Origin of the sequence: Streptomyces sp. N35, assembly GCF_016464295.1 — a bacterium.
GTDB lineage: Bacteria > Actinomycetota > Actinomycetes > Streptomycetales > Streptomycetaceae > Streptomyces.
On the sequence record NZ_JAEIMH010000029.1, the window covers coordinates 35,070 to 56,902 of the forward strand.

Sequence of the window (21,833 nt, forward strand, 5' to 3'; positions counted from 1 at the left end):
ACCGCACGGTCAGGGCGACGACCTAGGATCGTGAGCATGTCCCACGCGCCCGACCCCACTCCGTACGACGCCCTCCTGCTGCTCTCCTTCGGCGGGCCCGAAGGCCCCGACGACGTGGTCCCGTTCCTGGAGAACGTGACCCGCGGCCGCGGCATCCCCAAGGAGCGGCTCAAGGAAGTGGGGCAGCACTACTTCCTCTTCGGCGGCAAGAGCCCGATCAACGACCAGAACCGCGCGCTCCTCGACGCCCTGCGCAAGGACTTCGCGGAGCACGGCCTCGACCTCCCGGTCTACTGGGGCAACCGCAACTGGGCCCCGTACCTGACCGACGTCCTGCGCGAGATGGTCACCGACGGCCACCGCCGCATCCTGGTCCTGACCACCAGCGCGTACACCTCGTACTCGGGCTGCCGCCAGTACCGCGAGAACCTCGCCGACGCGCTCGCGGCGCTCGAGGCCGAGGGCCTGCCGCTGCCGGAGATCGACAAGCTGCGGCAGTACTTCAACCACCCCGGGTTCGTCCGGCCCATGATCGACGGCGTCCTGCGGTCCCTCGCCGAGCTCCCCGAGTCCGTACGGGACGGCGCCCACCTCGCGTTCACGACGCACTCCATCCCCGACGCCGCGGCCGACACCTCGGGCCCCGTCGAGGGACACGGCGACGGAGGCGCGTACGTACGAGAGCACCTGGACGTCGCTCGTCTCATCGCCGATGCCGTACGGCAGGAAACGGGCGTGGACCGGCCCTGGCAGCTCGTGTACCAGTCGCGTTCCGGCGCCCCGCACATCCCGTGGCTCGAGCCCGATATCTGTGATCACCTCGAGGAGCGGCACGCCCAGGGCGTGCCCGCGGTCGTGATGGTGCCCATCGGTTTCGTCTCGGACCACATGGAGGTCCTCTACGACCTCGACACCGAGGCCACCGCGAAGGCCGCCGAGCTCGGCCTTCCCGTGGCCCGCTCGGCCACCGTGGGCGCCGACCCGCGGTTCGCGGCCGCCGTCCGCGAGCTGCTCATCGAGCGGGCCGGCGCAGAGCGCGGCGAGGCCGTCACCCCCTGCGCCCTCGGGACCCTCGGCGCGAGCCACGACCTGTGCCCCGTCGGCTGCTGCCCGGCCCGCGCGCCGAAGCCCGCCGCCGCAGGCGTCGGCAGCCCCCTCGCGGAAGGGACCACGTGGTCAACGCCCCGCATGCGGGACTTCCCGCCCCCGCCCCCGCGGGTGGCCGCCGCGCCGGAGCGCTGCTGCGGGACGGGCGTCCGGCCGATCTGGCAGTCGCCGCGACCAAGTCCAGTCCCATCGATGTCGTCACCGAGATGGACATCGCGGCGGAGAAGCTGATCACCGGTCTGATCACCGAGCGCCGCCCGCACGACGGCATCCTCGGTGAGGAGGGCGCATCGATCGAGGGCACGAGCGGCGTCCGCTGGGTGGTCGACCCGCTCGACGGCACGGTCAACTACCTCTACGGGCTGCCCACTTGGGCCGTCTCCATCGCCGCGGAGCAGGACGGCGAGAGTGTCGTCGGCGTCGTCGCGGTCCCGATGCGCGGCGAGACGTTCTACGCGGTGCGCGGGCACGGGGCCTGGGCCACCGGCGCCTGGGCCGGTGAGCGCAGGCTGGCCTGCCGCCCCGCGCCGCCCCTGGACCAGGCCCTGGTCTCCACGGGCTTCAACTACGTCGCGAAGGTCCGCGCCCGCCAGGCGGAGGTGGCCGGCCGGCTGATCCCGCTGCTCCGCGACATCCGGCGCGGCGGCTCGGCCGCGGTCGACCTGTGCGACGTGGCCGCGGGACGCCTCGACGGCTACTACGAGCGCGGCCTGCACCCCTGGGACCTCGCGGCGGGCGACCTGATCGCCCGTGAGGCGGGGGCCCTCAGCGGCGGCCGCCCCGGCGAGCGCCCGTCCAACGATCTGACGGTCGCGGCGACCCCGGGCGTCTTCGAACCGCTGCAGGCCCTGCTCGACGAGTTCGGTGCCTGGCACGACTGACGCGCGCCCGTACCCACGTACTGGCACATACGGAGGGGCCCACCGCATGCGATGCGGTGGGCCCCTCCGTATGTGCCGGTGGCTAGGCCACCTGCACGCCGTGCTCCGCGGCGAGGCGGTGCAGATCGTCCAGCTCTGCCTGCTCCACCTCCGCGAGGAAGTCGTCGCCGTCCTCACGTGCCCGCGTGAGGTCCGTCTCCGTGGCCTTTATGCGCTGCAGCAGCCCTGCGGTGAATGCGTCCATGGTGCGCCCCCTCGTCGTGGGTCGAGTGTCGGTGGCACGGGGGTGTGCCCTCGGGAAGGGGCGATCACGTCTCTTGCCGTCTCGACGGATGCGGTGCGGGTGCCGCTCCACAAGAACGGTTCGTGGCGTGCCACTTGCAAAGAGTGATCGCGGGTGTAAGGCCGTCCTCCCCTGGGTTCCTGTCGCGGAAACCTCAACCTGCCCGGAGATCTGTTGATTCCCGTATGCCGGGGGCGACGAACAGGAAGCCCCCGGAAACCCCGGGACACCCCGCTCCCAAGCCCTCACCCGCCGTCTTACAGCCGGTTTACGGCCCAAAGGGGCAGGATGGAGGCATCACCATGTGACCGGAACCTGTCGCTCATGCGGCAGGGCGGTCGGTGAGGCGGCCCTCTGCCCAGCGGGCTCATCAGGATTCAGCCCGCTCACCGGGCTCACAGAAGGGACAGCGACGTGCGCGTACTCGTCGTCGAGGACGAGCAGCTGCTCGCCGATGCGGTGGCCACCGGACTGCGCCGCGAGGCCATGGCCGTGGACGTCGTGTACGACGGCGGGGCGGCCCTCGAACGCATCGGCGTCAACGACTACGACGTCGTCGTACTCGACCGTGACCTGCCCGTCGTCCACGGCGACGACGTCTGCCGGAAGATCGTCGAGCTCGGGATGCCCACGCGCGTCCTGATGCTCACCGCGTCCGGCGACGTCAGCGACCGGGTCGAGGGCCTGGAGCTGGGCGCCGACGACTATCTGCCCAAGCCCTTCGCGTTCACCGAGCTCACCGCACGCGTACGCGCCCTGGGCCGGCGCACCACCGTCGCGCTGCCGCCCGTCCTCGAGCGGGCCGGCATCAAGCTGGACCCGAACCGCCGGGAGGTCTTCCGCGACGGCAACGAGATCCAGCTCGCGCCCAAGGAGTTCGCCGTTCTGGAGGTGCTGCTCCGCTCCGAGGGCGCGGTGGTCTCCGCCGAGCAGCTCCTGGAGAAGGCCTGGGACGAGAACACCGACCCGTTCACGAACGTGGTCCGTGTGACCGTCATGACCCTGCGCCGCAAGCTCGGCGAGCCCCCGGTGATCGTCACGGTCCCCGGCTCCGGCTACCGGATCTGATCCCTCCATGGCCGCCTCTCCGGCGCCTCCATCGGCGCCGCCCAAGCCGACGTGGGACCCCCACAAGACCGAGCCGCCGTTCCCGTGGCTCCGTCCGACCATTCGCATAAGGCTCACCCTGCTGTACGGCGGGATGTTCCTGATCGCGGGGATCCTGCTGCTCTCGATCATCTACTTGCTGGCGGCACAGGCCGTGCACGTGGGCAATGAGATGCCGTTCCGCATCGTCAGCGGCGAGGTGAAGATCGACTCCAGTGCCTGCCCCGCACTGTCCGGTCGTTCGTTCGACAGCGTCGACACCTTCAACGAAGCCGCGCGCGTCTGCGTCGACCACCAGCGCCAGAAGGCCCTCGACGACCTCCTCAGCCGTTCGCTGCTCGCCCTGCTCGGCCTCAGCGTCATCGCCTTCGGCTTCGGCTACGCGATGGCGGGACGCGTCCTTGCACCGCTCGGCCGGATCACCCGTACCGCCCGTCAGGTGGCCGGCTCGGACCTCACCCGGCGGATCGAACTGGACGGTCCGGACGACGAGTTGAAGGAGCTCTCGGACACCTTCGACGAGATGCTCGACCGCCTGGAGCGTGCCTTCACGGCCCAGCAGCGCTTCGTCGCCAACGCCTCGCACGAGCTGCGCACGCCCCTGGCGATCAACCGCACGCTCCTCGAAGTGCATCTGTCGGACCCCGGCGCGCCCGCCGAGCTCCAGCAGCTGGGCAAGACGCTCCTGTCCACCAACAAGCGCAGCGAGGAGCTGGTGGAGGGCCTGCTGCTGCTCGCCCGCAGCGACAACCAGATCGTCGAACGCAAGCCCGTGGACCTGGCCGAGGTCGCCTCGCGCGCCCTTGACCAGGTACGTCCCGAGGCCGAGGAGAAGGGCGTCGAGATCCGCGGAGAGCGCGCTCTCGCCGTCGTCCAGGGCAACGGCGTGCTCCTGGAGCGCATCGCCCTCAACCTCGTCCAGAACGGCGTGCGGTACAACGTCCCCGAAGACGGCTGGGTGGAGGTCACCACGGAGGCCGTGCACGGACAGGCGGTGCTCGTGGTGTCCAATACGGGTCCGGTGGTGCCGGCGTACGAGGTGGACAACCTCTTCGAGCCCTTCCGGCGTCTTCGCACGGAGAGGACCGGGAGCGACAAGGGTGTCGGACTGGGGCTCTCGATCGTTCAGTCGGTGGCGCGGGCCCACGGGGGCCGTATCATCGCCGAGCCGCGTGAGGGGGGTGGTCTCGTGATGCGAGTCACCCTGCCGATCTGAGATGCTGTCGCGGATCCGCCGCGAAGTTCGCTTTTAGCGGAATTTTCGGGACCTGAGCCCGAGGAGGCCGTGTGGAATCGATCACAGGGGCGAATTTTCGTCCGTCTACTCTCCGTGATCGCCATGGATGTCGGAAAGCCCGGAAAATCCAGGGTTTTCAGGGGTCTTGATCACGGGAAGTACACGGGGTGGCGCCCGTGGAGTGCAATAAAGGGACCGTGTACGGTCCCGATCGCCATCCAAACGATCACCTCTTGGGAGGGGCGGTTGGGTGTCGATTGAGTAACAGACCTTGATGTGAGGCAAAATCTCCGCCTCGGGTCGGGCACAAGTCCGGCCTCTCACGCGTTACGTGCGCTGGAGACACCGCAGACACCCAGAGGGGGAGAGCGACATGGCAACGGATTACGACACCCCACGTAAGACCGATGACGACGTCGAGTCCGACAGCATCGAAGAGCTGAAGGCCCGGCGGAATGACAAGTCGACTTCGTCGGTCGACGTCGACGAGTTCGAGGCCGCGGAAGGCCTGGAGCTGCCCGGCGCAGATCTCTCGAACGAGGAACTGGCCGTCCGGGTCATGCCCAAGCAGGCGGACGAGTTCACCTGCATGAGCTGCTTCCTGGTCCACCACCGCAGCCAGCTGGCCCGCGAGAAGAACGGCCAGCCCATCTGCCGCGACTGCGACTGAGGCGTGGGTCGGCCGTGACTGGCTCGACCCCGCCCCGGAAGCGTTTGTTCCGGAAGCGGAAGGCGGACGGCTCGCAGGCGTCCGCACCCTCGGAAGGCGCACGTGACGACGAGCGAGGCCATGCGGCCTCGCTCGAACCCACGGAAGCCACGCACGGTCCCGCCCCAGCGGGCACCGTCGCGCCCGTGACAGCGGGCGCAGAGGTCTCCACGACGGACGGCGACGCCGGCGCCGTCGCTCCGTCGCGCAGGCTCGACAAGGTCAAACAAGGAGTGCGCAAGGGCCAGGCGAGCGCGAAGGCCGGGATCGGCTATCTCGCCGACCGCATCATCGAGAACGCGCCGCGCGTTCCGGTCCGTGATCTCGCCACGCTGCGGCGGCAGTTCCCGGGCCTCGGCCCCGAGCAGCTCGCCGACAAGCTGGTCGCCGGCGCGGCCAACGCCGCCTCGACCGTCGGCGCGGGAGTCGGTGTCGCGGCGATGCTGCCGGTACCGCCCGCGATGCCGGCCGAGATGGCCGCCGAGATCACCGGGGTGGCCGCGATCGAGCTGAAGCTCATCGCCGAACTGCACGAGGTGTACGGGCTTCGGCCGCCCGGTGCGCTCAAGTCCCGCTCCACCGCGTATCTGACCTCCTGGACGGAGGAGCGCGGCATCGATGTGAAGAAGCCGCAGACGCTCAACGCGGCGCTCGGCGGGCAGGTGAAGCGCGAGCTGCGGCAGCAGATCATGAAGCGCATGGTGCGGAACCTGCCGAACCTGATGCCGTTCATGGTCGGGGCCGCCGTGGGTGCGGTAATGAACCGCCGCGACACGAAGAAGCTGGCGGAGAAGGTCCGTAAGGACCTGCGGGCGCATCAGGTGCCCTGGGACACGCTGGACGCGTTGCCGCCTCTTGAGCGGCCCGTGGACCCGCTGGATCCACTGAATCCGCTGGCCGCGACCGACCGCAAAGAGCTCGAGGGCTGAGGGTCTGTCTTGTGGATCGGGCCCTGAGGGCCTGCCGGACAGGCCCTGGGGTCTCGTCCGGGGCTAGCGGGTCAGAGCGTCGACCAGGCGCTCGGGCGTACGGGTCGACACGTACACGTAAGGGGTCGGGTCGGCCGGATCCGTGACCGGGATGCGTACTGCCCTCGGCACGTAGCTGCGCAGCAGCATGAACGCGCGGGGATCCGACTTGTGGGTGCGCCAGGCGCGGGCCTCCTCCGGGTCGAGGATCTCCGGGGCGCCGAGCGCGGTGAGCGGGATACGGGCCTGGCCCGCCACCAGGGAGCCGGCCACGACGCGGACGCGGGCCGAGCCGTACGAGCTGACCAGGACCGACGCGAGGGCCGCGCCGCCGATCAGACCGCCGAGCATCGGGAGCGTGCCGAGCGGCAGCAGCATCAACGCGCACGAGATGCCCACAAAGAAGGCGATCACCCACCAGGAGCGGGGAGCGGTGAGGCGTTCGTCGTACGTTTCGGTGGCTTGCTGCATGGGTCAAGCTTGGCATGGTGCTCGGGGCGGAGGGTGATCGAGGGGTGCCTGCGCGCAGCGCAGTCAGGTAGGGCGGTGGTGGGTGACGGGTGGGCGGGTAAGGTCTCCGCCTGTGAGTGGACGAACACCATCGTTGACGCCCCCGGATGACGCCACGGCGCCCGTGCGGCACCCCGACGCACCGCCCCCCGGTGAACTGCTCGGTGCGCACTACGCGCACTGTTTCGGCTGCGGCGACGCACAGCCGCACGGACTGCAGCTCCAGGCGCGGGCCGGCGAAGGCGTCACGATCACCGCGGAGTTCACCGTCAAGCCCGAGCACCAGGGCGCCCCCGGTCTCGCGCACGGCGGTGTGCTCGCCACGGCGCTCGACGAGACGCTCGGCTCGCTGAACTGGCTGCTGCGCGCGATCGCGGTCACCGGACGGCTCGAGACCGACTTCGTACGGCCGGTGCCCGTCGACACGGTGCTCTACCTGGAGGCCGAGGTCACCGCGGTGGCCGGACGCAAGATCTACTCCACGGCCGTGGGGCGGATCGGCGGGCCCGAGGGGCAGATCGCGGTGCGGGCCGACGCACTGTTCATCGAGGTGAAGGTCGACCACTTCATCGACAACGGACGGCCCGAGGAGATCAACGCCGCGATGAGCGATCCCGACCAGCGGCGGCGCGCACGTGCCTTCGAGGTGAACCCGTGAGCAACCCGCCCCTCGACGTGCAGATCCGGCGCATCGACCCCGAGGTCCCGCTGCCCGCGTACGCGCTGCCGGGCGATGCCGGTGCGGACCTCCGTACGACTGAAGCCTGTGAACTCGCCCCCGGGGAGCGGACGGTACTGCCGACCGGTGTGGCTATCGCGCTCCCCGATGGGTACGCGGCCTTCGTGCACCCGCGCTCGGGGCTCGCCGCACGCTGCGGACTGGCTCTGGTGAATGCCCCCGGGACCGTGGATGCCGGGTACCGTGGGGAGATCAAGGTGATCGTGGTGAATCTCGATCCGCGCGAGACCGTGCGGTTCGAGCGCTTCGACCGGATCGCCCAACTTGTCGTCCAGCAGGTCGAGAAGGTGCGCTTCCACGAGGTGGCGGAGCTTCCCGGATCGGCGCGGGCCGAGGGGGGCTTCGGGTCCACGGGCGGCCATGCCGCGGTGGACGGCGACGCGGGCGGTACGGCCGCCGACAAGGGTGGGAATCGATACGCTTCGGTCGTATCCGACCGGGAAGGACAGTGACGTGTTCGGACGTCGTAAGAAGGACGCGGCCGAGGCTGCGGCAGGCGAGACCGAGCAGGTCGTCGAGGGCACGGGCCCAGAGGGAGAGACCGCGGTCGACAAGGAGGGCGAGCCGGGACGGGTGAACCTTCCGCCGGCCCCGCGCCCCGACGGGCCGTGGGATGTCTCCGAGGTCGGCCGCCCTGCCGAGGGCCGGGTCGATCTGGGCGGTCTGTTCGTGCCCGGTGTCGAGGGCATGGAGCTCCGCGTCGAGGTCGCCGGTGACGCCATCGTCGCGGCCACCGTGGTGCTGCAGGACAGCGCGGTTCAGCTGCAGGCCTTCGCCGCCCCCAAGAAGGAGGGCATCTGGGGCGAGGTCCGTGAGGAGATCGCCTCCGGTATCACCAAGCAGGGCGGTGTGATCGACGAGGTCGAGGGCCCGCTCGGCTGGGAGCTGCGGGCGCAGGTCCCGGTCCAGTTGCCGGACGGCACGGGCGGTGTCCAGGTCGTGCGCTTCGTCGGCGTGGACGGGCCGCGCTGGTTCCTGCGCGGTGTCATCTCCGGCCAGGGTGCGGTGCAGCCGCAGGCCGCCGGACTGCTCGAGCAGATCTTCCGCGACACCGTCGTGGTGCGCGGCGAGGGTCCGATGGCCCCGCGCGACCCCATCGTCCTGAAGCTGCCCGAGGACGCCCAGATGGTGCCCGAGGGCGTCAAGGAGGAGTCCCAGGCCGAGTCCCGCTTCTCCGGCGGCATGGGCCAGCTGCAGCGCGGACCGGAGACCACCGAGGTCCGCTGAGGTTTTTCGTTCTGTGTGAGGGCCGCATCCTTTCTCGAAGGGTGCGGCCCTCACGCATGAGTGGGGCCGGACGGCCCCGGGATCCCGAGGCGGGGTGAGCGGATGTCCGCCTGGCGAAGTGGATTCCCGCACGGGGCGGCCCGGCAGCGGAACGGGTCGTTCAACGGCAAGGGTGGCAACGAGCCCTTCGCGTGCGCGAGTTGCGGCAGCCGCACGGCCATTGCGGGGCTCGTCGGCGTCAGCCCATACTGTGCCCTCGACACGGGGGTGATCAGTGCGGGGGAGCGGGCTCACGCCTGCCGTGGTGCGCCGAGGGCGGCATCACGGCCTGGTTCTCGGCGCGGCCGGACTTGCCGTGCTGCTTGCCGCGACCGTACTGGCCGCTCTGGCGGCGCTGACCGAGCAGGCCGTCCTCGGCGCCGCGCGGCAGCGGCTGGCGGTGGACGAGGACACGGTCGTCTCGGTGAGCGGGCCCTATGCGCCCGGCAGCGAGCGGACGGACGAGCGGATCGGGGCCGCGGTCCGCGGAGCGCTGGCGCGGGCGTACGGGGACGTACCGCAGCGCACCTATGACGCATGGCGCGTGCCGAAGAACCAGGCCACCGAGCTCTCGGTCGCCGATGCCGAAGGACAGATACGCGGCGACGTCACGATGGCGCTCGTCTCCCTCGAGTCCGTACGCGAGCACGCCGAGGTCGTGAGCGGCAGGCTGCCCGGGCCGCGGTCCGACGGCACGGCCGAGACGGCGCTGCCCGAGCCGCTCGCCGTGGAGCTCGGGGCCCGGCCGGGCGACACCCTCGCCGTACAGACGACGGGCGATACGCGGCTGCCGGTCGAGGTGACCGGGATCTACCGGCCCCGGCCGCACTCCGCCGCGCTGTGGCGGAGCCTGACCGGCATGTTCGGCGGGACCGACACCCTGGCGGTCGTCCCGTCGGCCACGATCACGGGGACACCGCAGCTCGCCGGGGACAGTGTCCGGTCGTGGCTGGCCGTGCCGGACGCCGAACAGTTCCGGCTCGCGGACATCGACGGCCTGAGCGAGCGGGCCGCCGCCTTCCGCAGCAGTGACCCGATGCTGTCGCTGTTCGGCGGAAAGGCACCGCCCGAGGGCCGTGAACTCCAGTTCGCCTCGCGACTCGGGCCCGCCCTCGACCGGCTCGAGACACCGATCGCCGTATCGCGGGCCGGTCTGTACATCCCCGCGTCGCTGCTCGCCGCCCTGGCCCTCGCCGCCCTGATGCTCACCGCACGCCAACTGGCCGCACACCAGCGGGCGGAGCTCGCGCTGCTCGCCGCGCGCGGTGCGGGGACGTTGCGTCTCGCCGCCGGGGCCGCGGCGCAGTGGGCGGTGCTCGCCGTGCCCGCCGGGATCGCGGCACCGTTCCTCGCCGGGCCACTGCTCGCCCTGCTGCGGCGCACGGGTCTGGCGGAGGGCGAACTGCCCGGCTCCGCGCTGCTCGCCGCCGGCTGGACCGCCGCCGCGCTCGCGGTCCTCGTGCACGGCGTCGCCGTACTCGTCCCCGTCGTACGGTCCGTACGCGACCGGCGGGCCGTGAGCCGGCTGCGGTGGCGGCCCGCGCGGTTCGCCGCGGCGCAGCGGCTGGGTGCGGATGTGGTGCTCGCGGCGGTCGCCGTGCTCGGCTGGCTGCAGCTGCGCCAGTACCGTTCGCCGGTCAGCAGCGCCTCGACGGTCGACCCGGTCCTGGTCCTCGCCCCCGTGGTGATGACTGCCGCCGCCGCACTGCTCGTGCTGCGGCTGCTGCCGCCCGCCGCCCGGCTGCTCGACCCGCTCGCACAGCGCGGCGCCGGCTTCGTACTGCCGCTCGGCGGCTGGCAGTTGGGGCGGCGTGCGGCCGGGCACGCCGGGCCCGCGCTCGTGGTGACGCTCGCACTGGCCGTGGCCTCGCTGAGCTCGACCGCGCTGGTGATCCTGGAGCGCGGGGACCAGGACCAGGCGGCCTTCCGGGTCGGTTCCGACCTGCGGATCGATCCGTCCGACCGGCTCGCGGGGGAGCAACGCAGAGCGGCGTACGAGGGGCTGCCCGGGGTGCGGGCCGTGACGCCGGTGATCGAGGTGGACGCCTCGGTCGCACAGGAGTCGGTGGGCGTCACCGCTGTGGACACCGGGGCGGACGCGCTTCCCTCCCTGGATGCCGAGGAGCGTGCGCGGCTGGGTGCGGGTATCCCCGAACACGGGCTGCGCCTCATCGGCGCCCCGAAGGAACTCTTCCTGCGGGTAAGGCTTGTCGCCGACGGACCCGGCACGGCCGACCCCGTACGGCTGTCTGCGTACTTCGAGGGCGGCGACGGCCGCGTGCACGCCGGAGAGGTCGAGCTGACGGAGAGCGCGGCGGCCCGTAAGGTGCGGCTTCCCGTGCCGGCCGGCGCCACCCGTCTCGTACAGCTCGGGCTCGCCATGCCGGACGAGACCGTGCGGCGCACCTACCGGCTGGTGGTGGACGAGGTGCACGAGCTGGTCGAACCCGGGCGCTGGCGCGACCTGTTCAAGCCCGCACCCGACCTGGAGGTGGCCGGCTGCCCCGACGCCGAACCGCGGGACCGGCCCGGCGACGCACCGGGGCCGGTGCTGTGCTCCACGAGTCCCGAGCGGCCGGGCCTGCTGATCGAAGCGGTCCTGCGGGGGCCCGACACCGCACTCGCCTTCCCTGTGCGGGCGATCAGGCTCGCTGTCGAGGCGCCCCAAGCGCAGCCCCCGCCGGCGCCCGCGCTCGCCGACGCCAGGATGCTCGCCTCCGGGATCGCCGGCGTCGGGGACACCGTGACCGTGCGGCAGCCGGCAGGCGGGAGCGCCCGGCTCAAGATCATCGGCAGGATCGAAGCCGTGCCGGGCGATCTCAACCGGGACCGGCCGCGGCTCCTCGTCGACTCCCGTGCGCTCACCGCCCAGTTGGTGCTGAGCGGTGGCGCGCCCGGGGCCGAGAGCTTCTGGTGGGCCCGTACGGACGACGGTGGCGCGCAGGCGGCGGCCCGCGCGATGCGTGCGACACCACGGCTCGGCAAGGCGCTCGATGTGTCCACGGCCCGCGCGGAGTTGGCCGCGGATCCGCTGCGCCGCGGCGCCAAGGCCGCGCTCGCGCTGTGCCTGGCGCTCGCTCCGCCGTTCGCCGTCGTGGCGTTCACGCTGCACACCGCGCTCGCCGCGCGCTCCAGGAGCCGGGAGTTCGCCCTGCTCAGGGCGATCGGGGTACGCAAGCGTCAACTGGCCGCGTATCTCTGGACGGAACAGTTGGGCCTCGCCGCGGTGGCGGCCGTGCTCGGCACCGTCCTCGGTGCCGTACTGGCCGTGCTGATCATGCCGGTGGTGACGGTGGACGCCGGCGGGCGTCCGGTGTTCCCCGCGCTTGCCACGGAGGTTCCCTGGGGGCGGGTCCTGCTCACGGCGGGCGCCACCACCGTCCTGATCTGCGGCGTGGTCACGCTCGCGGCCCGCTATCTCGGACGGGTGGATCTGGCACGGGTGTTGCGGGCGGGGGATGACGGATGACGGGGTCCGGGTTGTGGGGGGCGGGTTCGCGTGGTGAGTCCCACGCGGCCGTCGGCCCGGGACGCGGTGTCGGGTGGAGCCGCGCACAGGGGGAAGGGTGCGGATGAAACGCTTCTCGCTCCGGGGTGTGCGCGGTGACCTTCCGCTGCTTGCCTGTCTGGCGCTGCTGACCGCCCTGCTCACCGCTGTCACGGCCGCCGCGCCCGCCTTCATCGACCAGCTGGCGGGACGGGCGTTCGCCGACCGGCTGGTCCAGGCGCAGGACACGGCGCCCGGCGTCACGTACAGCGTGCGTCTCGAGGTCGCACCGGAGAACGCCGTGGACCCGGGCCGGCGGCTCGCCGAGGCCATGACCGACGTCGGCGACGAGCTCGAGTCCTTTTCCTGGGCCTCGCCCCAGTTGCCGGGTGAACTGCGCACCGATTCCGCGCGGTTCGTCCTGCCCGGTGTCGACACCGTCACGGAGGCCGGGCCCGCACGTCTCTCGCTGATGCACGCCACCGACGCGCCCCGCAAGGGCGGTTACGTCGAGGGCCGCCCCCCGCGGGCCAAGGCCGGTACCCCGGAGATCGCCGTTTCGGCAGCCACCCGGGACGGCCTGAAGCTGCGCGTCGGCCAACGGCTCGAACTCGGCCGGGGCGGGCAGCAGGGCATCCAGGCGACCGCGGTGGTCGTGGGCGTCTTCGCCACGGGCGGAGATGCGCGGCTGTGGCGTCAGGAGCCGCTTCTTGTCGCGCCGTTGAAGAGCGCCGGGAGCGCTGAGAGTGGCGGGAGCGCCGAGAGCGCCGGGAGCGCCGGGAGCGCCGAGAGTGGCGGGAGCGCCGGGAGCGCCGAGAGTGGCGGGAGCGCCGGGAGCGCTGAGAGACCGCACCAGGCGATGGCGCTCACGGCACCCGGGTCGATCCTGGAATTGCAGGCACAGGCGGGCCTGCGGCTCTCGGTCCAGTGGGGCATGCGGCTGCACCTGAACGAAGCGGAGGCCCGGCAGTCCGCGGGGGCCGACGGGCGACGGGAACTCCAGCGCGCTCTCGTCGAGACCGGCGAGGTGGCGCCGGAGCAGTTCTGTGACATGGCCATGTTCGGCGGGGTCCAATGCCGGCTCGGTATGAACCCCAGCAGCGGTCTCGAATTCACCTCCCGACTGCCCGTCGCCTTGGACGAGTTCGGACGTCAGTGGGGCCAGGGTCAGGCCGTCGTGGCCTTCGGGTTCGCCACCCTCGCCGTCGTCGCCCTGGCCGCCGCGGTGGTCACGGCGCTCCTTGCGCTGCGCCGGCGGCTCGACGTGCACCGGCTCCAACGGGCGCGTGGCGCCTCGGCGTTCGGTCTCGCGGTCGCGCGTGCCGGACATACGCTGCCCGGCCTGCTGCTCGGTCTTGCGGCCGGACTCGCGGCGGCCTCCCGGGTCGGTGAGGGTACGGCGACGGGCCGGGGTGTGCTGGCGGCGTTCGGCTGCTGGCTGCTCCTGCCGCTCGTCACCTTCTTCGCCGTACGGGACAGGGCCTTGCTGCGCGAGCGCACTTCGGCGATACGGGGCCGGCGGGCCGTCGCCGAAACAGCGCTGCTCCTGCTCGCGGCGGCCGGGGTGTGGGCGCTGCGCTCGCGCGGGACCAGTGCGGAGGCGGGACCGGATCCGCTGCTCGCGGCCGTGCCGGCGCTCCTGGGGCTCGCCACCGTGGTGGTCCTGGTGCGCTGCTATCCGCTGCCCGTACGGCTGCTCGCCCGCGTGGCCGCGCGCCGCCGCGGGACCGTGGCCCTGATCGGGCTGCTTCGCGCGGCCAAGGAGGCGCCCACGCGGGCGCTCGCCCTGCTCGTCCTGGTGGTCACGCTGGCCGGTGCTGTGTTCGGCGGGCTCGTGGCCGGGACGCTCGCCGAAGGGCGGGTGGAGGGCGCGCGGTGGCGGGTCGGTGCGGACGCCGCGTATCTCGGTGCGGGGTTCAACCCGGCGGCGGCGCAGGAGCTGGCGCGTGCCAAGGGGGTCGAACACTCGGCCCGGGTGGGTGAGTTGCGCATCAGCCCGCGCAACAGCTCGAGCGGCGCCCCGTACGGATCGACCAGTCTGCTCGGCGTCGATACGGAGGCGTTGCGCACGGCCGCACCCGACTCGGCCGCCGCTCATGCCACGGCGGCACTGCCCGCTTCGGACGGTGCGGTCCCCGTGCTCGCGCGCGGGGGGCCGCGGGTCGGGGAACGGCTCGAAGCGGAGCTCGGCGGCAGGAAGCTGCAGCTCAAGGTCACCGGGGTACTCAGTGACGCGGCCGCGGGCGACCGGGCGCTCGGGCCGCTGCACACCGCCGAACTGCCCGAGCGACTGCTGCTCACCGACCTGCGGGCGCTGCGGGGCGTGGCGGAGGACCAGTTCGAGCAGAGTGCCCTGCTGCTCTACGGGGACGGGATCCGCGCGGACCGGCTGCGCAGCCTCGTTCCGCGGACCGCTCCGGACGTCAGCCCCGGGGAACTGCTCATCCTGGACGAGGAGTTGACCCGTGTCGCGGACGACGACCTGGTGGGCGCCCTGACCCGCGCCCACACCGCCTGTACCGCGCTCGCCGTGGTCCTCGCGCTGCTCGCGTTGGTCCTCGAGCTGCTGCTCTCCGCCCCGGCGCGCGGGCGTACGGCCGCCCGGCTGCGGACGATGGGGCTCGGTGACCGGCAGACGGCGGTGCTGCATCTGCTGCAGCTGCTGCCGATGGTGCTCGCGGCGGTCGTGGGCGGCACGGCGCTCGGCCTCGCGCTGCCGTCTCTCCTCGGACCGGCCCTGGATCTGGGGGAGTTCACGGGTGGCCCCGGCGACCCGGGGCTGCATGCCGACGTACTCCTGACCGTGGTGCTCGGCGCGGGATGCGGCCTGCTGGTCGTGGGGGCGGTCGGGGTGGAGACGTGGCTGGGGAGGCGGCGTGGGTTGGGTGCTGTGCTGCGCGTGGGGAGGGGGGATGAGTGAGGCGGGGTGGGACGGTGCCGGATCGGCGAGGGAACGGTGGCGTACCGACGGCGAAACGGCGGCGTACCGGCGAGGGCACGGACCCGTGTCGGCGTGGGGTGGCTGCGTATCGCCCTTGGGACGGTCGCGTATCGACGGCGGAACGGCCACGTGCCGACGGCGAAACGGCGCCGTGCTGCCCTTGGGGCGGCCGCGTATCGGCGGCGGGACGGCCGCGCGCCGACGGCGGAACGGCGCCGTGCTGCCCTTGGGGCGGGCGTGTGCCGAGGGGGGCGGGGGGGCCCTGGGGGGGGCGGCGAACGGCCGGGGGACCGGCGGCGTGCCGACGGCGAAACGGCGCCGTGCTGCCCTTGGGACGGCCGTGTGCCGACGGCGGAACGGCCGCGTGCCGACCGCGAAACGGCGCCGTGCTGCCCTTGGGACGGCCGCGTACCGACGGCGAAACGGCCACGTGCCGACCGCGAAACGGCGCCGTATCGCCACCAGGACGCCCCCGCACCGACGGCCCGACAACCATGGCCCGACGCGACGTCGGCCGGAGACCGACGGGACAGCAGCCGCCCCCCGGCGACGGCGCGACCCCCAACCCACGCCCACCGGATCGATCCCACCCCCACCGGACGGAGGAGTCATGAGCCGACCTGAACAGGCGGGTGCCGAACGGGAGTCGAGCGTTCCCCTGCTCGCCGACCTGGAGGCACGCGCGCGCCGCGCACCCGCGCGCGGCCCCGAGGACGGCGTGATCGTCTGCGACAACCTCGTCCGTGTCTACCGCACCGAAGAGGTCGAGGTGCAGGCCCTCCAAGGGCTCGACCTGACCGTCGCCGAAGGCGAGTGCGTGGCCCTCGTGGGCGCGTCCGGCTCCGGGAAGTCGACGCTCCTGTCCATCCTGTCCGGCCTCGACCTGCCCACCGCCGGACGTGCCCGCGTGGCCGGGCACGATCTGCTCGCCATGCGGCGGCGGGAACGGCTCGGCTACCGCCGTGCCACCGTCGGCTTCGTCTGGCAGCAGACAGGCCGCAACCTGCTCCCGTATCTCACCGCCCAGGAGAACGTCGCGCTGCCCATGAAGTACGCCCGGGTGCCACGGCGCAAGCGGCAGGAGCGCGCGGCCGAACTCCTCGGCACGCTGGGGCTCGCGTACTGCCGCGACCGCCGGCCCTCCGAGCTCTCCGGCGGCGAGCAGCAGCGGGTCGCCGTCGCGGTCGCCACCGCCAACGCGCCCCGGGTGCTGCTCGCCGACGAACCGACCGGCGAACTCGACACCGCGAGCGGCGAGGACGTCTTCGCCGCACTGCGCCGTGCCAATGAGGAGCTGGGCGCGACGGTCCTTGTCGTCACGCACGACCCGCAGGTCTCCGAGCAGGTACGCCGCACGGTACGGATCCGCGACGGGCGCACCTCCACGGAGACGCTGCGGGGCGGGGAGCGGGAGTTCGCCGAGGAGTTCACGGTCCTCGACCGCGCCGGTCGGCTGCAGCTGCCACGGGAGTACGTCGAGCGGTACGGGCTGCAAGGACGGGTCCGGCTGACCGGCGAGAGCGACCACGTCGGCGTCTGGGCGGCGGACCGGTCCGCCACCCGGACAGCGGACCGGTCCACGACACACACAGCGGACGGGCCCGCCGGCCACACAGCGGACCGATCCACAACGCACACAGCGGACGGGCCCGCCGGCCACACAGCGGACCGGACCACGACGCACACAACGGACGGGCCCGCGGCGCCGGATCCCGCGGAATAGCAACTCGTCCATTGCCCGCCCGCACGGCGGTGACGAATACTGGCGCGGAACACAGGAGCGTACGGGGGGTTGGGCATGACACAGAGCGCGAGCGGCGCCACGGAGACGATGGCAGCCGGGGCCGGTGACGGTGCGCCGATGGTCGTCGTCGACGGGGTGCACCGGTCGTACGGCAGCGGGGCAGCGGCGGTGCACGCGCTGCGCGGGGTGTCGTTCAGCGTGCCGCGCGGCGAACTCGTGGCGCTCAAGGGACGTTCGGGCTCCGGCAAGACCACGCTGCTCAACCTGGTCGGAGGCCTCGACTCGCCCGACGGCGGCACGATCACCGTCGACGGCCTCGACATCGGCTCCCTCGGTGAGAACGGACGGCTCGCGCTGCGCCGGGACCGTATCGGTTTCGTGTTCCAGTCCTTCGGACTGATCCCGATCCTGTCCGCCGCCGAGAACGTCGGCGTACCGCTGCGGCTGCGCAAGGCCGACCCCGACGAGCGCGAGGAGCGGGTCGCGCTGCTGCTCTCCCTGGTGGGCCTCGCCGACCACGCCAAGCAGCGCCCCGGCGAGCTGTCCGGCGGCCAGCAGCAGCGCGTGGCCATCGCCCGCGCGCTCGCCAACCGGCCCGCCCTGCTGATCTGCGACGAACCCACCGGCCAGCTCGACGCCGAGACCGGGCACGCGGTCATGGAGCTCCTTCGCGCGGTCGTCCGCAGCGAAGGGGTCACCGCCCTCGTCGCCACCCATGACGCGGCGATGCTGGACCTGGCGGACCGGGTCCTGGAGCTGAGCGACGGCGAGATCGTCGAGGGCGACTGACCGAAGGCACCCGGCCAGGGCCGACCGGGCCCTGGCCGCCGCGCCGAACCCGTCAGCCGCGCCGAACCCGTCAGCCGCGTACGGCCTGCCCCATCAGAATCCCGTCAAAGAGACCCCCCTCCGCGCCCTCCGCGCCTTTTGTCCCGACTTCCCGGTCTTAAGGTCGACCCAGCACAGGCAGCCGATCGTGAGCTGCGCCCGAGGGTGAGCAGCAGGTGCGAACCCGCGGGCAACAGGCTGTGGCGGCGATCTGAAAGACAATGGGGCCATGGGACGCGGCAAGCTTCGGATCTATCTCGGTGCGGCACCGGGCGTCGGCAAGACGTACGCGATGCTGTCCGAGGCCCACCGCCGGGTCGAGCGCGGTACGGACTGCGTGGTCGCGTTCGTCGAGCACCACGACCGGCCGCGCACCGAGGTGATGCTGCACGGTCTGGAGCAGATCGAGCGCCGGGAGCTCGAGCACCGGGGCAGCACGTTCACCGAGATGGACGTGGACGCGGTGCTCGCCCGCCATCCCCAGGTCGTCCTGGTGGACGAGCTCGCGCACACCAATGTGCCGGGCTCGCGCCACGCCAAGCGCTGGCAGGACGTCGAGCTGCTGCTCACGGCGGGGATCGACGTCATATCCACGGTGAACATCCAGCATCTGGAGTCGCTCGGCGACGTCGTCGAGTCGATCACCGGCGTACGGCAGCGTGAGACCGTGCCCGACGAGGTGGTCCGGCACGCCGACCAGATCGAGCTCGTCGACATGTCGCCCCAGGCGCTGCGCCGGCGGATGGCGCACGGCAACATCTACAAGCCGGACAAGATCGACGCCTCGCTCTCCAACTACTTCCGGATCGGCAACCTCACGGCCCTGCGCGAACTGGCGCTCCTGTGGGTGGCCGACCGCGTGGACGAGTACCTCCAGCAGTACCGCGGCGAGCACAACATCAAGTCGACCTGGCAGGCGCGCGAGCGCATCGTCGTCGGCCTGACCGGCGGCCCCGAGGGCCGCACCCTGATCCGCCGCGGCGCACGGCTCGCCGAGAAGGGCGCCGGCGGCGAGGTGCTCGCCGTCTACATCGCCCGCAGCGACGGCCTCACCAACGCCTCGCCCAAGGAACTCGCCCTGCAGCGCACCCTCGTCGAGGACCTCGGCGGCACCTTCCACCACGTCATCGGCGACGACGTGCCTGCCTCGCTCTTGGAGTTCGCGCGCGGGGTGAACGCCACCCAGATCGTGCTTGGCTCCAGCCGCCGCAAGGCCTGGCAGTACGTGTTCGGGCCCGGCGTCGGCGCCACGGTGGCCCGGGAATCGGGCCCTGACCTGGATGTCCACATCGTCACGCACGACGCGGTCGGCAAGGGGCGCGGACTGCCCGTCGCCCGCGGGGCGCGGCTCGGCCGGGCGCGGATCATCGCCGGGTGGCTGGCCGGTGCGGCCGGGCCCGCGCTGCTCACGCTGGTGCTCAACGCGATCCCGGGCGACCTCGGGCTCGCCAACGACATGCTGCTCTTCCTGTCCCTGACGATCGCCGCGGCCCTGCTCGGCGGCCTGCTGCCCGCGCTCGCCTCGGCGGCGATCGGCTCGCTCCTGCTCAACTACTACTTCGCCGAGCCGCTGCACCGCTTCACGATCGCCGACCCCCGCAACATCGTGGCGATCGCGGTGTTCGTGGGCGTCGCCGTCGCGGTCGCCTCCGTCGTGGACCTCGCGGCCCGCCGTACGCACCAGGCCGCCCGGCTGCGCGCCGAATCCGAGATCCTCTCCTTCCTCGCCGGCAGTGTGCTGCGCGGCGAGACCACCCTGGACGCCCTGCTCGAACGGGTCCGCGAGACCTTCAACATGGAGTCCGTGGCGCTCCTGGAGCGGCAGAGCGATGTCGACCCGTGGACCCGCGCCGGCAGCGTGGGATCCCCCACCGGTGACGCCGGCCCCATCGAGCGGCCCGAGGACGCCGACGTGGACATGCCCGTCGGTGACCACATGGCCCTCGCGCTCACCGGCCGGGTCCTGCCCGCCGAGGACCGCAGGGTGCTCGCCGCCTTCGCCGCCCAGGCCGCCGTCGTCCTGGACCGCCAGCGCCTGATGACCGAGGCCGAACAGGCCCGCACCCTTGCCGAGGGAAACCGCATCCGTACCGCCCTGCTCGCCGCCGTATCGCACGATCTGCGCACCCCGCTCGCGGGCATCAAGGCCGCTGTCACCTCCCTGCGCTCGGACGACATCGAATGGTCCGAGGAGGACCGGGCCGAACTGCTCGCCGGGATCGAGGAAGGCGCCGACCGGCTCGACCACCTCGTGGGCAATCTCCTCGACATGTCCCGTCTGCAGACCGGCACCGTCACCCCGCTGATCCGCGAGATCGACCTCGACGAGGTGGTGCCGATGGCGCTCGGCGGAGTCCCCGAGGGCGCCGCCGACCTGGACATCCCCGAGTCGCTGCCGATGGTCAGCGTCGACAAGGGCCTCCTGGAGCGGGCGGTCGCCAACATCGTGGAGAACGCCGTGAAGTACAGCCCCGGCGGCAAACCGGTGCGGGTCTCGGCCAGCGCGATCGGCGACCGCGTCGAGATCCGGGTCGTGGACCGCGGCCCCGGCATCCCCGACGACGCCAAGGAGCGGGTCTTCGAACCCTTCCAGCGGTACGGGGACGCGCCCCGCGGCGCCGGAGTGGGCCTCGGTCTCGCGGTGGCGCGCGGCTTCACCGAGTCGATGGGCGGCACCCTCAGCGCCGAGGACACCCCGGGCGGCGGCCTCACGATGGTGCTGACCCTGCGCGCCGCCCGTACGCCCGAGCGCCCGCAGGCCGAACTCAACGCATCGGCCACGACATGACGAGCCCGGGCGTACGAACCCCTCGCGTCCCGACTTCGGCGCAGACTGAACAGCATGGACCGGACCCCGATCGCAGATCGGCAGAAAGGCAGGACCGCATGACCCGGGTGCTCGTGGTCGAAGACGAACCGCAGATCGTCCGCGCCCTCGTCATCAACCTCAAGGCGCGCAAGTACGAGGTGGACGCCGCCGCGGACGGAGCCTCCGCGCTCCAGCTCGCCGCCGCCCGCCACCCCGACGTGATCGTCCTCGACCTCGGCCTGCCCGATATGGACGGCGTGGACGTCATCCGCGGCCTGCGCGGCTGGACCAGGGTCCCGATCCTCGTCCTGTCGGCCCGGCACAGCTCGGACGAGAAGGTCGAGGCCCTGGACGCGGGCGCGGACGACTACGTCACCAAGCCCTTCGGCATGGACGAACTCCTCGCCCGCCTGCGCGCCGCGGTACGCCGTGCGGAGCCGGTCGCGGGCGCCGACGACGATGTCACCGTGGACACCGGCGACTTCACCGTCGACCTGGCCGCGAAGAAGGTCCACCGCGACGGCCGCGATGTCCGCCTGACGCCCACGGAGTGGCACCTCCTGGAAGTCCTCGTCCGCAATACGGGACGTCTCGTCAGCCAGAAGCAGCTGCTCCAGGAGGTCTGGGGCCCGTCGTACGGCACCGAGACCAACTATCTCCGGGTGTACATGGCCCAGCTGCGCCGCAAGCTGGAGGCGGACCCGTCCCATCCGAAGCACTTCATCACCGAGCCGGGGATGGGCTACCGCTTCGAGCGCTGACAGCGGGGGAGGGCGCCAAGGAGTAACCCGCGCCCATCCCGGTAGGCTTCCTGTATGAGTGACGTTCCGCGAACGCAGAAGCCGGCAGGCCGCTTCCGCCGCATGCTGGACCGGCTCTCCACCTCCCAGGAGGAGCTGGAGTCGGAGGAGCTGCAGGAGGACGCGGCAACGGCGGGCTGCACCCGTATCGGAGACTGCCACGACCGGCAGATCGTCACCGTTACTGGTACCTTGCGCACCGTCACCCTGCGGCCACGCGCCGGAGTCCCGGCGCTCGAGGCCGAGCTGTTCGACGGCACCGCCGCGCTGGACGTGGTGTGGCTCGGCAGACGCTCCATCGTGGGGATAGAACCGGGGCGCAAGCTGATCGCATCGGGCCGTATCTCCGTGGACCGCGGACGCCGGGTGTTGTTCAACCCCAAGTACGAACTCAGACCGCTCGGACGGGAGTAGCCG

At 72.2% G+C, this 21,833-nt stretch carries 17 protein-coding genes and 1 pseudogene; 16 read left to right on the plus strand and 2 right to left on the minus strand.

The window, feature by feature from the left end; all coding sequences use genetic code 11:
* Nucleotides 1-36 precede the first annotated feature (36 nt).
* Nucleotides 37-1,161 (plus strand): annotated as a pseudogene (locus tag JAO81_RS17850) (ferrochelatase); the annotation flags it as partial.
* Nucleotides 1,162-1,172: 11 nt separating this feature from the next.
* Nucleotides 1,173-1,988: an inositol monophosphatase family protein gene (locus tag JAO81_RS17855; protein WP_307813445.1), complete on the plus strand. Its 816-nt coding sequence runs from the start codon at nt 1,173-1,175 to the stop codon at nt 1,986-1,988.
* An 82-nt stretch (nt 1,989-2,070) separates the two neighbouring features.
* On the opposite strand, the gene JAO81_RS17860 is transcribed toward JAO81_RS17855, so the two are convergent.
* Nucleotides 2,071-2,232, minus strand: a complete 162-nt coding sequence (locus JAO81_RS17860) for a hypothetical protein (protein ID WP_165335760.1) — start codon at nt 2,230-2,232, stop codon at nt 2,071-2,073.
* Between the two features lie 453 nt (nt 2,233-2,685).
* Here JAO81_RS17860 and JAO81_RS17865 point away from each other — a divergent pair, with 453 nt between their 5' ends.
* The 4 genes from JAO81_RS17865 to JAO81_RS17880 all read left to right on the plus strand — a co-directional run bounded on the left by JAO81_RS17865 (nt 2,686) and on the right by JAO81_RS17880 (nt 6,253).
* A complete protein-coding gene (locus tag JAO81_RS17865; protein ID WP_052575660.1) occupies nt 2,686-3,339 on the plus strand; it encodes a response regulator transcription factor in 654 nt (217 codons plus the stop codon).
* A gap of 7 nt (nt 3,340-3,346) precedes the next feature.
* Nucleotides 3,347-4,594 (plus strand): HAMP domain-containing sensor histidine kinase, encoded by a 1,248-nt coding sequence (locus JAO81_RS17870; RefSeq protein ID WP_199548859.1) that lies wholly within the window; start codon nt 3,347-3,349, stop codon nt 4,592-4,594.
* Between the two features lie 394 nt (nt 4,595-4,988).
* The gene (locus JAO81_RS17875; RefSeq protein WP_165335758.1) at nt 4,989-5,285 is read left to right on the plus strand and encodes a DUF4193 domain-containing protein; all 297 of its coding nucleotides are present in this window, start codon (nt 4,989-4,991) and stop codon (nt 5,283-5,285) included.
* 14 nt (nt 5,286-5,299) lie between these two features.
* Nucleotides 5,300-6,253, plus strand: coding sequence for a hypothetical protein (locus JAO81_RS17880; protein WP_199548860.1), 954 nt, complete (start codon nt 5,300-5,302; stop codon nt 6,251-6,253).
* 63 nt (nt 6,254-6,316) lie between these two features.
* Here the strand turns inward: JAO81_RS17880 and JAO81_RS17885 are convergent, their stop codons facing one another.
* Entirely contained in the window at nt 6,317-6,763 is a 447-nt protein-coding gene (locus JAO81_RS17885) for a DUF3093 domain-containing protein (protein WP_199548861.1), read from the minus strand.
* Nucleotides 6,764-6,875: 112 nt separating this feature from the next.
* On the opposite strand from JAO81_RS17885, the gene JAO81_RS17890 reads away from it, so the two are divergent.
* The 10 genes from JAO81_RS17890 (at nt 6,876) to JAO81_RS17935 (ending at nt 21,830) form a co-directional block, all read left to right on the plus strand.
* Entirely contained in the window at nt 6,876-7,460 is a 585-nt protein-coding gene (locus JAO81_RS17890; RefSeq protein ID WP_199548862.1) for a PaaI family thioesterase, read from the plus strand.
* Nucleotides 7,457-7,993 (plus strand): dUTP diphosphatase, encoded by a 537-nt coding sequence (gene dut, locus JAO81_RS17895; RefSeq protein ID WP_199548863.1) that lies wholly within the window; start codon nt 7,457-7,459, stop codon nt 7,991-7,993. Before JAO81_RS17890 ends, dut begins: the two co-directional genes overlap by 4 nt.
* A 1-nt stretch (nt 7,994) precedes the next feature.
* On the plus strand, nt 7,995-8,768 hold the full coding sequence (locus tag JAO81_RS17900; RefSeq protein ID WP_199548864.1) for a DUF3710 domain-containing protein: 774 nt from the start codon (nt 7,995-7,997) through the stop codon (nt 8,766-8,768).
* A gap of 304 nt (nt 8,769-9,072) precedes the next feature.
* On the plus strand, nt 9,073-12,276 hold the full coding sequence (locus JAO81_RS17905; protein ID WP_307813447.1) for an ABC transporter permease: 3,204 nt from the start codon (nt 9,073-9,075) through the stop codon (nt 12,274-12,276).
* A gap of 103 nt (nt 12,277-12,379) precedes the next feature.
* Nucleotides 12,380-15,214, plus strand: coding sequence for a hypothetical protein (locus JAO81_RS17910; RefSeq protein ID WP_199548866.1), 2,835 nt, complete (start codon nt 12,380-12,382; stop codon nt 15,212-15,214).
* A gap of 631 nt (nt 15,215-15,845) precedes the next feature.
* A complete protein-coding gene (locus JAO81_RS17915) occupies nt 15,846-16,958 on the plus strand; it encodes an ABC transporter ATP-binding protein (RefSeq protein WP_199548867.1) in 1,113 nt (370 codons plus the stop codon).
* Between the two features lie 75 nt (nt 16,959-17,033).
* Nucleotides 17,034-17,768, plus strand: coding sequence for an ABC transporter ATP-binding protein (locus JAO81_RS17920; RefSeq protein ID WP_199548868.1), 735 nt, complete (start codon nt 17,034-17,036; stop codon nt 17,766-17,768).
* A gap of 268 nt (nt 17,769-18,036) precedes the next feature.
* The gene (locus JAO81_RS17925; RefSeq protein ID WP_199548869.1) at nt 18,037-20,595 is read left to right on the plus strand and encodes a sensor histidine kinase KdpD; all 2,559 of its coding nucleotides are present in this window, start codon (nt 18,037-18,039) and stop codon (nt 20,593-20,595) included.
* Nucleotides 20,596-20,693: 98 nt separating this feature from the next.
* A complete protein-coding gene (locus JAO81_RS17930) occupies nt 20,694-21,377 on the plus strand; it encodes a response regulator (RefSeq protein WP_165333026.1) in 684 nt (227 codons plus the stop codon).
* A 54-nt stretch (nt 21,378-21,431) separates the two neighbouring features.
* Nucleotides 21,432-21,830 (plus strand): OB-fold nucleic acid binding domain-containing protein, encoded by a 399-nt coding sequence (locus JAO81_RS17935; RefSeq protein ID WP_165333027.1) that lies wholly within the window; start codon nt 21,432-21,434, stop codon nt 21,828-21,830.
* Nucleotides 21,831-21,833: the final 3 nt, after the last annotated feature.

Coding starts and splice junctions, on each gene's coding strand:
- JAO81_RS17870 (WP_199548859.1), top strand. CDS start 3,347: ATGGCCGCCTCTCCGGCGCCTCCATCGGCGCCGCCCAAGCCGACGTGG.
- JAO81_RS17860 (WP_165335760.1), bottom strand. CDS start 2,232: ATGGACGCATTCACCGCAGGGCTGCTGCAGCGCATAAAGGCCACGGAG.
- JAO81_RS17920 (WP_199548868.1), top strand. CDS start 17,034: ATGACACAGAGCGCGAGCGGCGCCACGGAGACGATGGCAGCCGGGGCC.
- JAO81_RS17935 (WP_165333027.1), top strand. CDS start 21,432: ATGAGTGACGTTCCGCGAACGCAGAAGCCGGCAGGCCGCTTCCGCCGC.
- JAO81_RS17925 (WP_199548869.1), top strand. CDS start 18,037: ATGGGACGCGGCAAGCTTCGGATCTATCTCGGTGCGGCACCGGGCGTC.
- JAO81_RS17885 (WP_199548861.1), bottom strand. CDS start 6,763: ATGCAGCAAGCCACCGAAACGTACGACGAACGCCTCACCGCTCCCCGC.
- JAO81_RS17910 (WP_199548866.1), top strand. CDS start 12,380: ATGAAACGCTTCTCGCTCCGGGGTGTGCGCGGTGACCTTCCGCTGCTT.
- JAO81_RS17875 (WP_165335758.1), top strand. CDS start 4,989: ATGGCAACGGATTACGACACCCCACGTAAGACCGATGACGACGTCGAG.
- JAO81_RS17915 (WP_199548867.1), top strand. CDS start 15,846: ATGAGCCGACCTGAACAGGCGGGTGCCGAACGGGAGTCGAGCGTTCCC.
- JAO81_RS17930 (WP_165333026.1), top strand. CDS start 20,694: ATGACCCGGGTGCTCGTGGTCGAAGACGAACCGCAGATCGTCCGCGCC.